This is a genomic window from Acidobacteriota bacterium (genome assembly GCA_038040445.1).
GTDB lineage: Bacteria > Acidobacteriota > Blastocatellia > UBA7656 > UBA7656 > Onstottus_A > Onstottus_A frigus.
In genome coordinates this window covers 111,416-125,107 of sequence record JBBPIG010000020.1, presented here as the reverse complement: position 1 = coordinate 125,107, position 13,692 = coordinate 111,416, and the positions used below count along the sequence as shown (strand labels likewise).

Here is a 13,692-nt window from a genome sequence, read left to right as displayed (position 1 = left end):
AAACCAGAAACCAGAAACTAGAAACCAGAAACCCCGAACCCTGAACCCGGAACTCTGAACCCATCACTTCCCATCGCTCGGCCTTTCAATTATTATTACGCCTCTTTCAATCTCTTGAAAAACCGGATATGAGCAAACAACCAGAATACGCGGTCGAGATGCGCGGCATCACCAAGCGGTTCGGTGAAGTGCTGGCTAACGATCACATCAGTCTCGCCATTCCCGATCGGTCAATCCACGCGATCATAGGCGAAAACGGCGCTGGAAAGTCGACCGCGATGAACATCCTCTACGGCTTTTATGCGGCCGATGAGGGCGAGATTCTTATCGACGGCAAGCCGCGCGCAATCGACAAACCCGGCGATGCGATCAAGCTGGGGCTCGGCATGGTGCATCAGCACTTCATGCTGGTAGAGCCGCTCACAGTCACCGAAAACATAGTGCTCGGCGCCGAGCCAACGAGCGGTCTGGCAATCGACTACCGCAAAGCCCGGGCTCGAGTGCGGGAAATATCCGGGCAGTACGGTTTGAAGATCGAGCCCGACGCGCGCATCGCAGATCTGTCGGTTGGGCAACAACAACGCGTCGAGATATTGAAGACGCTCTACCGCGGCGCTCGAATCCTGATACTCGATGAACCGACTGCGGTGCTCACTCCCCAGGAAGTCGCCGAGATGTTTGCCATCCTCCGCAGCCTGCGCGATCAGGGCAAGACTATCGTCATCATCACCCACAAGCTCGCCGAAGTGCTCGCACTCTCGGACAACATCACCGTGATGCGCGACGGCAAGGTCGTCGGGAACCTGCCGACAACCGAAGCTACGGCCGAGGGCCTTGCGCGACTGATGGTCGGACGCGAGGTCTTGCTGAGAGTCAAGAAAGAAGAAGCAAAGCCGCGGGACCCGGTCCTGAGTGTCCGAGGGCTCAAGCTGCGCGGCGCTGAGGGCAATGCGATTCTTGATGACGTTTCATTCGAGGTGCGCGGCGGAGAGACGCTCGGGATCGCCGGCGTCGAAGGTAATGGGCAGACTGAGCTGATAGAGGTACTCGCCGGCCTGCGCAAAGCAAGCGAGGGAGAGGTGCTGCTTGAAGGCACGCGCATCGACGAGCTCGATCCGCGGCAACGTAAGCGGCGGGGCATAGCTCATATTCCCGAGGATCGTCATCGGCGGGGGCTGCTGCTTTCGTTCGATCTTGCCGCCAACAGCATACTCGGGGTGCATCGCGATCGCCCGATTTCAGGCGCGGTGCTCTTGAACCACGATGTGATTGTCGAGCGCGCCGAGCGGTTGGTGCGTGAGTATGACGTGCGGCCGCCCAACATAACGCTGCCGGCGCGCGCGCTGTCGGGCGGCAATCAACAGAAGCTGATAGTCGCACGCGAGTTCGACATCAAGCCGCGGTTGATCCTGGTGGCGCAGCCGACTCGAGGAGTGGATATCGGGGCAACGGAGTTCGTTCACCGAAAGCTGATTGAGCTTCGAGACGCAGGCGCGGCAGTGCTATTGGTGTCGGCCGAGCTCGATGAAGTGTTGAGCCTGAGTGATCGCGTAGTTGTGATTTACGAGGGGCGCATAGTCGGCGAGGCCGACCCGAAGACAGTAAGCGAAGAGCAGATCGGCCTGATGATGACGGGTGGTTCTTAGCGCGCTTTGCGAGTCTTTGCGTTTTTTGCGCGAAACCATTTGCGTCTTTTGCGCGAACCTTCACGTGTCGCGCGAGAACGCCCTTAGTCCTGGGTAGACCGAAACACTGGCTTTGAAGCTGGAGGTAACCCATGACCGAAAACGAAATCGCAAACATCATCGTGGACACCGCATATCACATCCATGTGGATCTCGGCCCCGGTCTCTTTTGAGAGCGTCTACGAAAGAATCATGGAGGCGGAATTAAGGAAGCGGGGCCTGAGCGTCTATCGACAAAAGCCGATCCCAGTAGTCTATCGCGGGTTGCAGTTCAAGGCAGGTTTTAGGGCTGATCTGCTCGTCGAAGACAAGGTCATCGTCGAAGTGAAGTCGATAGAAGCGCTTCATCCGGTTCATAAGAAACAGGTGCTGACGTATTTGCGATTCGCAGACAAGAGGCTGGGGTTGTTGATTAACTTCAATGTCGCGCTGATCAAGGACGGGATCGTGAGATTGGTGAATCGGCTGGAAGAATAAGAACAAGTTTCGCGCAAAGAGCGCAAAGACTCGCAAAGACGCCAAGACAAAGAGCGCAAGGAATGAAAATACTTGTCATAGGCTCGGGGGGGCGAGAACACGCCCTAGCGTGGAAACTTAAGGCGAGCCCACATACTACTAAACTCTATTGCGCTCCGGGCAACGCCGGCATCGCCGAAATCGCGACGTGCGTGCCAGCCAGCGTCAACGATCCAATCAGTCTTGCAACTCTGGCCGAATCGATCGCAGCCGACTTGACCGTCGTCGGCCCGGAGGCTCCGCTGGTCGCCGGAATCGCCGAAGCCTTCCACGCGCGAGGCCTTCGCCTGGTGGGCCCGTCGTCCGCGGCCGCGCGTCTGGAAGGAAGCAAGATCTTCGCAAAGGAATTTTGCGCACGTCACTCGATCCCGACCGCGCGATTCGTTGCTTGCGATTCGCCGGAATCGGCGCGCGACGCGCTTAGAAAACAGTTCCGGTTTCCAGTTGTCGTAAAAGCCGACGGCCTGGCAGCGGGCAAAGGCGTGCGCATAGTCAACGACCAACCGGAATTCGAAGCGGCGCTCGACTCGATGATGGTCGAGCGTGTGTTTGGTGAAGCTGGTTCGCGCGTGCTTCTCGAGGAATGTCTGGTCGGACGCGAAGCGTCGTTGATGAGCTTCACCGACGGGCGCGATTACAAGACGATAGTTCCCGCCCAGGACTACAAGCGCGTTTACGACGGCGATCAGGGTCCTAACACCGGAGGCATGGGATCGTTCTCGACTCCGGGTTTGCTCGACGATGCGATGCTTGCTCGCGTAAGGCGCGAGATCATCGAACCGACCCTTGCCGGGATGAGCGCCGAAGGAAGCCCGTTCATCGGTGTTCTCTACGCCGGCCTGATGCTGACCACCGACGGGCCGAAGCTGATCGAGTACAACGCCCGGTTGGGAGACCCTGAGACTCAGGCCGTGCTGGCGAGGCTCGACAGCGATATGGTTGAGATTCTCGACGCCGTAGTTGACGGCCGCATCGGATCGACCTCGATCGACTGGAGTGGTGATTCATCCGTTTGCGTTGTAGCTGCGTCGGGCGGTTATCCCGGCGACTTTGAAAAGGGTAAGGCGATCGCCGGGCTCGAGGAAGCGAAGTCGATCGCAGGCGTTGTCGTCTTTCACGCGGGCACGTTGCGAGATGAGGACGGAAGGTTTCTGACCGCCGGTGGTCGCGTGTTGGGAGTGACCGCTCGCGGGAATACCCTTGAAGGAGCGCGGTCGCGAACTTACCAGGCGATCGGCAAGATCAGCTTCGAGGGCTTGCACTACCGCACGGATATTGCGAGGAGGGAGGGGTTGGCATGATCCCACGCATCATCAAACGAGGAATTTGGTCGCTCACGGTTGTCGCGACTTTGTTATGTTGGACCAATTGTAGAAGTGCGAACAGCAGTTTTCATCGCGAGGCAGAAGCGAAATCTATGACGACGGGACTGCAGTCGATAGATAAGATCGAGTTGCTGGAGCTGGAAAGAAACGGTGACTTGTGGACTGGAGAAATGAAGGCCGGCAAGGTCCTCGAAGGCTGGGAGGCCCAGCAGGTGGCGTCGCTGTGGCGAGCGCAAGATTACGTCTCAGATTCAGCGATTTGCCATAACCCGGCCTATGCGATGAAGTTCTTCTCGGGTGCGAGCTTGGTTGTGTACGCGACTCTTTGCTGGGACTGCGACAACATAGAGTTTCTCGAGCCTAAGCTCAAAAAGTACCAGGGCTTTGTTGGAGGAAACCTGAATGGCAAGCGGTTGTTGGCCGTGTTCCGGAGCGCCTTCCCTGAGTGACGCTACCTGTTCGCTTCCGGATCAAAAAATAGTCGCATTGTCACGCTAGGTTCAGAGTTCAACCTTTAGGTTGCTGGCTCGATATCAGGCAAGCTGAAGCTTGTACTCTGAACTTAGTACTCTGAACTTCAACGAGAGCCGTCAGCGAAGCGCTACCAGGGCGTCCGCGAGTTTATTGACTGCCGCGATCAGCGATCTACCCGCTTGATCGAAGTTGTTAGCCGCGGCCTGACTCTCGGCTGTCTGCCCAAGTCCCGCCACGCCCGCCAGGTTCGGGTAATAGGTCTGAAGCACCGGGTTGAGACGAAAGCTCGACTCGAGTTGCGCGAGGCCAGCCCGCACGCTCCTGATGCTCTCTTTCACCTTGGCCTTATTCTGTTCGATCCGCTCGACGGACATGCCGACCGACGACACCTCGCGGTTGCGGGTCACCTGCTCGGCGGTTTCGATGCCCTTCGAGACGCCTCCGAACAGATAGAGGAACTGAGATAGGACTTTGATCTGAGTCGCTATTTGCTGACGGCCGGCGCGAATTTCAGCTTGTTGTTTTTCGGCATAGGAAACCGAAGGCCGTGCGCTCCTTGTTGGAGTGCTGCGTCTGCGTGTCTGCGAACTCGCAAAAACTGATGAGAGGAATATGCAAGAGAGTGCTAGAACGAAAGCTTTTTTCAAAGGCCGACCCTCCTTTGCGGGTACTATAACCAACCTATACCAGTGTAGGCCGCGCGGTCAAAGAGCGGCAGAATAAAACGCGTTCAGCCGTGCGGTAATAGAACGGGGTGAAGCTCAACCTTGTGAGTCATGATGCCGCTTGAGAATTCGGGCTCGAACCGATTCCCAGGGCACCGTTTTCACTGAGCCAGAATCCAACTCTGAAAGCCGTCGCTGAACTTCTGCTTGCCAGGCCTGTTCGACGCCTTCGTCTATCTCTGTATCCAAACTCTCGATGAGCAACCCGGCCAGAGTTGCGCGGTCTTCCTCCGACAGGTCGGCCGCTTTGTTGAACAGGTCAACAACTGACGATTGCATACCGGGATGCTATCACAAGGACTTATAGGTTGAGAGTCCAAAGTCACTTGGGATCAACCTGCCCGCCTGCTTTCCTCCATGCATCGAACCCGCCGTAAAGCGGGTGCACGTTCTTGTAGCCGAGCTCCATCAGCTTCTGCGCCATACTGGCGCTTGATCCCTCGTTCGGTCACGTGCAGTAGGTAATGACCGTTCGATCGCGTGGAATTTTGTCCAGGTGTTTCTCCAACTCGTCGGCGGCGATTCGCAGAGCGCCCGGGAGTTTGGTTTCGGCTTCGCTCCATGCCTTGGGATTTCGGGTGTCGAGAATCGTGAATTGCTCGGCGCGGTTCATTCGTTCCTTCAGCTCTTCAGCCGTGATTCTGGTCGGCGCGAACGCCTGACTGGTTTCTGTAGTCATAACATTTGTCTCCTTTTTTCGCCCTCGAGTTGGTTAGTGAGGCAATGGCTATGCCGCTTGCTGTGGCGCCAAACGGCTAAAATGGACAAGTCTTCCCGGCTTTCGAATCTATTTGGTGAACAGATGACAGGTTCTCGGTTCGGGATCTATACGGTAGCTGTACGATTCAAAGGCACTGGGGAGCTGGTCTCATCTGCGGCCGATTCGCTCGAGCAAACTGGCGAATTGGGAGTCGCCGTGCAGCCAGTCGAATCGGGGATCAACTTGCAGGAAGACGAGATAGTCCGCTCGATCCTGGAATCCGCGCTCGAGCGCGTTTGAATGTTTCGCCTTACGATAGCATCTACTGGAGGGCCAAGCTTATCACCGGCGAATAGCGTTTACAATTTGTGAGGAGGCTCAATTTGACACTGCGCGAGACGGTCAACTATCATCACGCTTACTCTTCGTTTTGATCTCATCCCTTTTTGCTCTGTGCCGAGCTTGTTTTGAGGAGACCTTGATGAGCACGACCGATTTGACAAACCGTCTCGATGAGGCCGAACACGAATGGAAAGAGCGCACGCTTGAACCGGCGCTGAAGCGGTCGCCCGAACCCAAAAAGAGCTTCACGACCGTTTCCCTGACGCCCGTCGATCGGCTGTACACTCCAAGCAGCGTGCCCGATTTCGACTACGAAACCGAGCTTGGTTTTCCCGGCGAGCCGCCTTACACGCGCGGCATTCACCCGACCGGGTATCGCGGAAAGCTGTGGACGATGCGCCAGTTCGCGGGCTTCGGTTCGGCTTACGATACCAATCAACGATTCAAGTATCTGTTGGAACAAGGTCAGACCGGGCTGTCGGTCGCGTTCGATTTGCCGACGTTGATGGGATACGACTCCGACCATCCGTTCAGCGAAGGCGAGGTCGGAAAGTGCGGCGTCGCCATCTCGAGCCTCGCCGACATGGAAGTGCTGTTCGATGGAATTCCCCTCGAACAGGTCACAACCTCGATGACTATCAACGCGCCGGCGTCGATGATCTTCGCGATGTTTCTGGCAGCGGCGGAGCGGCAAGGGGCGGACTGGAAAAAGCTTGGCGGCACGCTTCAGAACGACATACTAAAGGAGTACATCGCTCAGAAGGAATGGATCTATCCGCCGCGGCCTTCGATGCGGCTGATCACCGACACGATCGAGTTCTGCACGAAAGAGGCGCCGCGATTCAATCCGATTTCGATCTCGGGCTATCACATTCGAGAAGCGGGCTCGACGGCGCTTCAAGAACTTGCGTTCACGCTCCGCGATGGGATCGAGTATGTGCAGTACGCCATAGACGCGGGGATGGACGTTGACGATTTCGTCCCTCGGCTCAGTTTCTTTTTCAATGCCCACAACGACTTCTTTGAAGAGATAGCGAAGTACCGGGCGGCGCGTCGAATCTGGCACAAGGTGATGACCGAGCGGTTCGGCGCCAGGAACCCTCGTTCCTGGAAACTGCGCTTTCATACTCAAACTGCCGGTGTTTCGCTTACGGCCCAGCAGCCGTTGAACAACATCGTTCGGGTGGCGATTCAAGCGCTTGCGGGCGTGCTTGGAGGAACTCAGTCGCTGCACACCGATGCTTACGATGAAGCGCTTGCGTTGCCTTCGGGCGAAGCGGCTTTGATTGCGTTGCGCACTCAACAGATCATCGCGCACGAATCGGGAGTGGTGAACACGGTTGACCCGCTCGGTGGATCGTACTTCCTCGAGAAGCTCACGCGCGACATGGAAGAAGGGACGTTCGAATACTTCCGCAGGATCGATGACTTCGGTGGAATGGTCGAAGCGATCGAGGCGGGCTTCCCGCAGCGCGAGATGCAGGACGCATCTTACGAGTTCCAGAAAGCAGTGGAGTCCTGCGACAAGATCATTGTCGGCGTAAACGACTACGTGATGCAGGATGAGGCTGCTCAGGTGAACCTGCTTCAGATCGATGAGTCGGTGGCCGAGCTTCAAGCCGAGCGGTTAAAGAAACTGCGCTCGGAACGCGACAACGCAAGGGTCGCGCAGACACTGAAGGCTTTGGCGGACGGCGCGCGCTCGGGTGAAAACACGATGCCGCTGCTGTTGGATTGCGTGCGAGCTTACGCGACGCTCGGCGAGATGTGCGACGCGCTCAGACCGGTTTTTGGTGAGTATCAAGAGCCGGCGTTCTGAGCGTCGCATGGGAAGAAACAAGAAGACACGAACAAAGCTCGCTGGCTTGCAAGACACAATTGAATTGCACCAGGAGAAAATCGCAGAAGAGAAGAAGCGGAATAATCCCGATTTAGGGCTCATCAAGCATTGGCAGAAGGAGGTCAAAGCATGTCAAGAGAGAAGCAAGCGATTAAGACGCCGACTCCCGCAAGAAAGGAGATAGCTGCATCCATTACTGAAGCCGGGAGGCGCTCACCTGTAAGCCCGTCATCAACGCTGCTCGACATGCACCTGACGGAATTGGAAGAGGAGTGTGCGCGATTTGTTGCGCTGTTGTCGGCATTGCGCTCTATGGCGGCGGTCCCGGAGTGGGCTGATGAAGACGTTCGTGAGTCAACGGAAGGTAATCTATACGCCTCGCTTTCTCACCTTAAGAATCACGTGCAGCCGGCGCTTGATGAGATGGATCGACTGCTTGATGAAATGCCCGATGATGACGAGGATGATTCCAAAGCCGATTAATCGCAATCATTGTTTCACCAGGAACCTGTCATTGGGTTCCCGTTTAATCACTTTTTGTCGTGTGCCATAGCAAGCCTATTGGAAAAGGAGTCCCCGAAATGAAAAGAGCCAAGACTTTTCTGATGCTTTATCTCGCGTGTCTTCTGGTCGTACCGACGGCCGCGCAGCAGGCGAGGAAAATCAAACTAGACTTCAAGGACGTTAAACTGAAAAACGGCCTGCGTGTTTTGATCGTCGAAGATCACACCGCGCCGGTCGTGTCAGTCGCGATCACCTACGACGTAGGCTCGCGCAATGAGCGGCAGGGCCGCACCGGGTTCGCTCACCTGTTCGAGCATATGATGTTCACCGGCTCGGAGAATGTCGGCAAGAACGAATACTCTCTTCTGATTGATACGAACGGCGGCGGGAACAACGCTACCACGAACGAGGATCGCACCTTGTACTTCGCGGTGGTGCCGTCGAATCAGCTCGACATGGTTCTGTTTCTTGAAGCCGATCGCATGCGCAATCTGGACGTGACTCAGGACAACCTCGACGGTCAGCGAAACGCCGTACAAGAAGAACGCCGGCTGCGGCTCGACAATCAGCCCTACGGCAAGACGTCGGAGAAGTTTCAAGAGACGATGTATGACAACTTCGCCTACAAGCACTCGGTCATCGGCTCGATGGACGACCTGAACGCGGCGAGCCTGCAGGATGTGAAAGACTTCTTCCGCATCTATTACGCGCCCAACAACGCCGCGCTTGCGCTGGTCGGCGACGTCAAAGCCGGCGTGGCGCTGGCGAGGATCAAGAATTATTTTGAAGCGATCCCCTCGCAGCCCGCTGCTCCAAAGGTAGACACCGCGGAGCCTGAGCAGACCGCCGAGCGGCGATTCACCGTGGACGACCCGCTCGCTCGCTTGCCGCAAATCATCATGGGGTATAAGGGAATCGTCAGCAACACACCCGATTTCTTTGCGATGCAGGTGCTCAGTCAGGCGCTCGCCGGCGGACAAAGCTCACGACTCTTTCAGAAGCTGGTGAAAGAGAAGGAACTGGTCACCGGCGTGGGCGGATTCACGAACGAGTTGCGCGGCGTCGGGTTTTATCAGATCACTGCGACGCTTGCGCCCGGCAAGAAGATTGAAGACGTGGAAGCCGTGATCAACGAAGAGATCGCCCGGCTTCAGCGAGAGCCAATCGCCGATTGGGAGTTGGACAAGGCCAAGAACACTTCGCGCCGCGGCTCGATTCAGGCGCTGCAAAGCTCGCTGGGCACGGCGATCCGGCTGACTCAATTCGCGGTCTTCCACAACGATCCCGGCCTGATCAACGCTCAGTTCGAAAAGATAGCCGCCGTCACTAAACAAGACGTGCAGCGCGTCGCCAACAAGTACCTCAAGGCGACAAACCGCACCGTCGGAATCACGATGCCGCAGGCAAAAGCTCCAGGCTCGGCGCCCGCGACGAAATGATGACACTTGATGCTGCGAAGAAGTTCAGAGTTCAGCCTTCAGGCTGCCATTCCTGGGAGGCTCGAGCCCGCAAGCTAAAGCTTGTACTCTGAACTCTCTTTCAGAAGGAGAATGAAGCTATGAAAAGAATAATTTCAAAATCGAAACGCGCGCTGGCGGCGGCAATCGTGATGGCGGCCGCAACCGTGCTTTGCGCGGCACAGGCTCCGAAGCCGGCGTCAAAGAGTCTGGTCATCAAGGGCAAAACGCCGATCAGCAAAGAAGTGTTGAAGGTAAAACTGCCGCGAGCCTACGAAACCAAACTCAGCAACGGCATGCAAGTGATCGTGCTCGAGTCGCATAAGCTGCCCACCTTTGCCATGCAAATGGTTGTATTGAGTGGCGGATTGGCTGATCCCGCGGATCAGCACGGAGCCGCGCAGGCCACGTCTGCATCGCTGCGCGAAGGAACGAAGACGCGCACCAGCAAGCAAATCGCTGAGCAAGTCGACTCGCTGGGCGCATCGCTATCGGCAACCTCGGGGCTTTCATCGATCAACAGCCTGGTCAGCGCTTCGGGGTTGACCGACAACTTCGATCAAATCATGGAGTTGTTCGCGGATGTCATACTCAATCCGAGCTTTCCTGCTGACGAACTCAACAAGTTCAAGACGCGCGCCCTCGCTCAGCTTCGAGCGCAGCGCGCGCAGCCCGGGTTTCTGGCCAATGAGATGTTCAACAAGGTGATGTATGGCTCTCACCCGGCATCTCGCATATCGCTCGCCGCGGATGAGATTCAACGCCTCACGCCGGAGGTCCTGCAGAAGTTCCACGCCATTCACTACAAACCAAACAACGCGATCTTCGCCATCGTCGGGGATGTCAAACCGGCGGAGATCGTCGCCAAACTCGAGAAGACTTTTGGGTCCTGGCAGCGCGGCGACGTGCCGCCGACCAACATACCCAAAGTGAGCGAGACCAGCGCCGCGAAGATCTACGTGATTAACCGCGTCCCCTCGGTACAGACGAATCTGACCTTAGGCAATCTCTCGATTGAGCGCACGGACCCGGATTACTATGCGCTTCGAGTGATGGACCAGGTAGTCGGCGGCGGCGCAAGCGCGCGGCTGTTCTTGAACTTGCGCGAGGACAAAGGGTACACCTACGGCGCGTACAGCGGATTCTCGGCGTTCAAGTATCGGGGCACTTTCCGCGCGGACACTCAGGTGCGCACGGAAGTGACCAAAGGCTCGATGGACGAATTGATGTACGAGATCAAGCGCATCCGCGACGAGAAGGTTGAGCCCGAGGAGTTCGATCGAGCCAAGCGCACGATCATCGGCGGCTTCGCTTTGCAGCTCGAATCGCCGCCGCAGCTCGTCAATAACATCATCACCCAGAAGCTCTACGGTTTGCCCGCCGACTACTGGGACACCTACACGCTCAAGATTGCGGCAATCACACCGGATGACGTGCAGCGGGTGGCGAAGAAATATCTCGACCTGGGCCATCTGCAAATCATCGCGGTCGGCGATGCCAGCAAAATCGCCGACATGCTCAAGCAGTATGGCACGGTCGAGATTTACGACAGTGAAGGAAAGCCGGTGAAATCATCGTGAAGGAGTCCGTAGTCCATAGTCCGTAGTCCGTAGTTCGTAGACCACTGACCACTGACCACGGACTACGGACTACGAACTACGAACCACTGAACTTATGCCTGAAGAACGAATAAGAGTATTGCTTGCGAAACCCGGTCTGGACGGCCACGACCGCGGCGTGAAAGTCATCGCTCGCGCGCTTCGCGACGCCGGGATGGAAGTCATCTACACCGGTTTGCGGCAGACGCCTGAGCAGGTCGTTGCGGCGGCCCTTCAAGAAGACGTCGACGTGATCGGCTTATCGATCCTGTCCGGCGCGCATATGACTTTGTTCCCTCGCGTGGTCGAGCTTGCGCGGCAAGAAGGGCTCGACGATGTCATCATCTTCGGCGGAGGCATCATCCCGAACGAAGACATCCCTCGGTTAAAAGAGCTTGGCGTAACAGAGGTGTTCACGCCCGGCGCTAGAATGGAAGACATAATCCAGTTCATCCGCAAGAGTCTTCACGGCGTGTCCCAACCGGCCTAAAGGTTGAATACCACAACGCCGGTCTTGACGAACGCAACCCGGATGGCTGGAGTAAGACACGGCTTTTAAAACTGTACTCTGCACTTCCGGTGCGTAACACCCAACCGCTCGCGGAACGGTTTCACTATGTGAAAGGAGAAAAGAGATGGCGCTTTATGCATTCGACGGGACCTGGAACTCCGCTACGTTGAACGACGACGTCCAGCAGGACAATGAGACCAATGTGGCGAACTTCAGCGAGGCTTACACCGGGCCGAAATGGTATGTATCAGGGCCGGGCACGCGCTTCAAAAAGGTCGGCCATATCATCGGCGGCGCGTTCGGAGCGGGAGCACGCGAGCGAATCAAAGAAGCCTACGACCAGCTCTGCCGGAATTGGGAGAATGGCGACAGAACCATTGACATCATCGGCTTCAGCCGCGGCGCCGCGCTTGCCCTCGACTTCGGAAACAAGATCGACGACAACGGCATCCGGCGCCCGGGTTCGAAGGACATTGTTGAAGAAAAACCTACAATCCGGTTTCTCGGCCTGTGGGACGTCGTCGGCGCTTTTGGTGTGCCCATAAACGTCGGACCCCTAGACTTTCAAGAGATCAACTTCGGCCACAAACTCTACTTGCCCGACGACGTCCAGTATTGCTTCCACGCCATGGCTATGGATGAACGGCGGCAAACCTTTCGGGTCACACGAGTGTTGAATGCGTACGAAGTCTGGTTTCGCGGCGTCCACTCGGATGTCGGCGGGGGCAACAGCAACGTCGGTCTTTCAAGCATTGCATTACGCTGGATGCTCCGCAAAGCCATAGCCGCCGGGCTACCAATAAAAGACACAGCCATCGCATCGCACGAGGACAAGATCAACCCTGAGGCTCCTCTTCGTCCCCCAAGGGACTTCATCCCCAACGAGTATCGCGGGTTTCTGAATGGCGACCTGTTCCACTACACGGTTGAGGAGCGGGCGAACCACAATAATCCCCCCGCCGATTTCGCGCACGAGTCTGAAGAGAGCGAGCTGCGCGGCATCCCGATCGCTGATCTGCCGTTGAGAGAGGCAGGGTCGGGCCAGCCTGTTCCGGGCTCGCACCTCGAAGTAGGCCAGGAGGGTGAGAAAGACGTGATTGCTCGGCGTTGCTGGAACTCAACCGGGATGAAGGTGAGAAAAGGTGAGCGGTACGATGTCACCGTGACAGGCGAGTATCATGACAGAGAGCATGTGACTTCGGCCGCTGGGTTTGAATCACCGAACTGGTTTATGCGAAGGCTCGAGAGTACAAAGCGTGTCGCCCAGGCGCCGTGGTTCTGTGTAATCGCCTGTGTGCATCCGAGCTCCGGCCTGGAATTCCGTCATTCTGCCGGTGGAAACCTGATGACTGACTTTTACGATGAGCTTCTTGATAAGTCGGTAAAGAAGACTGATGCTGAATCTCAATTGGTCAGTGTGGGGGAGCAGGGCAGCATTGATGTCGACCGCGATGGCTACTTGTATCTCTTCGCTAACGATGCTGCGTTTGCCTACAGCAACAACAGCGGGCAGGTAAAGGCGACAATAAGACGCACCCAATAAATTTACAGGCGCGACTCAGTTCGTCATTAGCAAAAGGGGGCACAACTTGGTTAGTCGCAGGGCCGACTCAATTGACTGGCGCAGCGTCCTGACCGGGATGCTGGCGGCTACGCTGACCGCGCTCTTGGGTTTCATGCTGCTTCTCAACCAGCGCGGTGACATGGGCTTTGCTCTCTTCTTCCTCTTGCCAGGTGCTGCGGGATTTGCCGCCGGCCTCATCACCAGGTCGGGCAGTCTATTACCGTTCACACTGATGTTCACGTTCCTGACTTGCACGACCTTCCTGCTCATAGCCGCCTTAGCGAATTCGCTTGCGCGAGTCTCGCCGTTGAGATAAAAGACTCGTGCTTCATTCATAAACCCCGAACCCGGCGCCGCGAAGTCCGACAAACTTCAGTTTGGCGCTTACGTTGCGGCGCGGCTTTCGGGTGTCCACGACAAAGTTTGTCGGACACTTTTCCCAAGGAGCACA

14 protein-coding genes and 1 pseudogene are annotated in these 13,692 nt (G+C 56.7%); 12 read left to right on the top strand and 3 right to left on the bottom strand.

Translation table 11 applies throughout. From position 1 onward, the window contains the following. The first annotated feature begins 128 nt into the window (after positions 1-128). The 4 genes and pseudogenes from AABO57_20490 (at position 129) to AABO57_20475 (ending at position 3,975) form a co-directional block, all read left to right on the top strand. The gene (locus AABO57_20490) at positions 129-1,646 is read left to right on the top strand and encodes an ABC transporter ATP-binding protein (GenBank protein MEK6288105.1); all 1,518 of its coding nucleotides are present in this window, start codon (positions 129-131) and stop codon (positions 1,644-1,646) included. 131 nt (positions 1,647-1,777) lie between these two features. Further along, positions 1,778-2,162, top strand: a pseudogene (locus tag AABO57_20485) (GxxExxY protein). Between the two features lie 62 nt (positions 2,163-2,224). Further along, positions 2,225-3,502, top strand: coding sequence for a phosphoribosylamine--glycine ligase (purD, locus tag AABO57_20480; GenBank protein ID MEK6288104.1), 1,278 nt, complete (start codon positions 2,225-2,227; stop codon positions 3,500-3,502). Between the two features lie 116 nt (positions 3,503-3,618). Continuing rightward, positions 3,619-3,975 (top strand): hypothetical protein, encoded by a 357-nt coding sequence (locus tag AABO57_20475; protein MEK6288103.1) that lies wholly within the window; start codon positions 3,619-3,621, stop codon positions 3,973-3,975. 141 nt (positions 3,976-4,116) lie between these two features. Here the strand turns inward: AABO57_20475 and AABO57_20470 are convergent, their stop codons facing one another. The 3 genes from AABO57_20470 to AABO57_20460 form a co-directional block, all read right to left on the bottom strand. Beyond that, positions 4,117-4,647, bottom strand: a complete 531-nt coding sequence (locus AABO57_20470; GenBank protein ID MEK6288102.1) for a hypothetical protein — start codon at positions 4,645-4,647, stop codon at positions 4,117-4,119. A gap of 114 nt (positions 4,648-4,761) precedes the next feature. Beyond that, positions 4,762-5,004, bottom strand: a complete 243-nt coding sequence (locus AABO57_20465) for an addiction module protein (GenBank protein ID MEK6288101.1) — start codon at positions 5,002-5,004, stop codon at positions 4,762-4,764. A gap of 169 nt (positions 5,005-5,173) precedes the next feature. Then, complete coding sequence (locus AABO57_20460; GenBank protein MEK6288100.1) at positions 5,174-5,404, bottom strand: rhodanese-like domain-containing protein; 231 nt, start codon at positions 5,402-5,404, stop codon at positions 5,174-5,176. A gap of 123 nt (positions 5,405-5,527) precedes the next feature. Between AABO57_20460 and AABO57_20455 the strand changes: the two genes are divergently transcribed. The 8 genes from AABO57_20455 (at position 5,528) to AABO57_20420 (ending at position 13,557) form a co-directional block, all read left to right on the top strand. Continuing rightward, positions 5,528-5,725, top strand: coding sequence for a hypothetical protein (locus tag AABO57_20455; protein MEK6288099.1), 198 nt, complete (start codon positions 5,528-5,530; stop codon positions 5,723-5,725). Between the two features lie 181 nt (positions 5,726-5,906). Continuing rightward, positions 5,907-7,586 (top strand): methylmalonyl-CoA mutase family protein, encoded by a 1,680-nt coding sequence (locus AABO57_20450; protein MEK6288098.1) that lies wholly within the window; start codon positions 5,907-5,909, stop codon positions 7,584-7,586. A gap of 150 nt (positions 7,587-7,736) precedes the next feature. After that, positions 7,737-8,090 (top strand): hypothetical protein, encoded by a 354-nt coding sequence (locus tag AABO57_20445; protein ID MEK6288097.1) that lies wholly within the window; start codon positions 7,737-7,739, stop codon positions 8,088-8,090. 98 nt (positions 8,091-8,188) lie between these two features. Next, positions 8,189-9,550 (top strand): pitrilysin family protein, encoded by a 1,362-nt coding sequence (locus AABO57_20440; GenBank protein MEK6288096.1) that lies wholly within the window; start codon positions 8,189-8,191, stop codon positions 9,548-9,550. A gap of 119 nt (positions 9,551-9,669) precedes the next feature. After that, entirely contained in the window at positions 9,670-11,148 is a 1,479-nt protein-coding gene (locus tag AABO57_20435; GenBank protein ID MEK6288095.1) for a pitrilysin family protein, read from the top strand. 94 nt (positions 11,149-11,242) lie between these two features. Next, entirely contained in the window at positions 11,243-11,656 is a 414-nt protein-coding gene (locus AABO57_20430; GenBank protein MEK6288094.1) for a cobalamin B12-binding domain-containing protein, read from the top strand. A gap of 145 nt (positions 11,657-11,801) precedes the next feature. Continuing rightward, the gene (locus AABO57_20425) at positions 11,802-13,220 is read left to right on the top strand and encodes a DUF2235 domain-containing protein (GenBank protein ID MEK6288093.1); all 1,419 of its coding nucleotides are present in this window, start codon (positions 11,802-11,804) and stop codon (positions 13,218-13,220) included. Positions 13,221-13,266: 46 nt separating this feature from the next. Continuing rightward, complete coding sequence (locus AABO57_20420) at positions 13,267-13,557, top strand: hypothetical protein (GenBank protein MEK6288092.1); 291 nt, start codon at positions 13,267-13,269, stop codon at positions 13,555-13,557. Positions 13,558-13,692 lie beyond the last annotated feature (135 nt).

Coding starts and splice junctions, on each gene's coding strand:
- AABO57_20445 (MEK6288097.1), top strand. CDS start 7,737: ATGTCAAGAGAGAAGCAAGCGATTAAGACGCCGACTCCCGCAAGAAAG.
- AABO57_20440 (MEK6288096.1), top strand. CDS start 8,189: ATGAAAAGAGCCAAGACTTTTCTGATGCTTTATCTCGCGTGTCTTCTG.
- AABO57_20430 (MEK6288094.1), top strand. CDS start 11,243: ATGCCTGAAGAACGAATAAGAGTATTGCTTGCGAAACCCGGTCTGGAC.
- AABO57_20490 (MEK6288105.1), top strand. CDS start 129: ATGAGCAAACAACCAGAATACGCGGTCGAGATGCGCGGCATCACCAAG.
- AABO57_20435 (MEK6288095.1), top strand. CDS start 9,670: ATGAAAAGAATAATTTCAAAATCGAAACGCGCGCTGGCGGCGGCAATC.
- purD (MEK6288104.1), top strand. CDS start 2,225: ATGAAAATACTTGTCATAGGCTCGGGGGGGCGAGAACACGCCCTAGCG.
- AABO57_20475 (MEK6288103.1), top strand. CDS start 3,619: ATGACGACGGGACTGCAGTCGATAGATAAGATCGAGTTGCTGGAGCTG.
- AABO57_20425 (MEK6288093.1), top strand. CDS start 11,802: ATGGCGCTTTATGCATTCGACGGGACCTGGAACTCCGCTACGTTGAAC.
- AABO57_20455 (MEK6288099.1), top strand. CDS start 5,528: ATGACAGGTTCTCGGTTCGGGATCTATACGGTAGCTGTACGATTCAAA.
- AABO57_20450 (MEK6288098.1), top strand. CDS start 5,907: ATGAGCACGACCGATTTGACAAACCGTCTCGATGAGGCCGAACACGAA.
- AABO57_20465 (MEK6288101.1), bottom strand. CDS start 5,004: ATGCAATCGTCAGTTGTTGACCTGTTCAACAAAGCGGCCGACCTGTCG.
- AABO57_20460 (MEK6288100.1), bottom strand. CDS start 5,404: ATGACTACAGAAACCAGTCAGGCGTTCGCGCCGACCAGAATCACGGCT.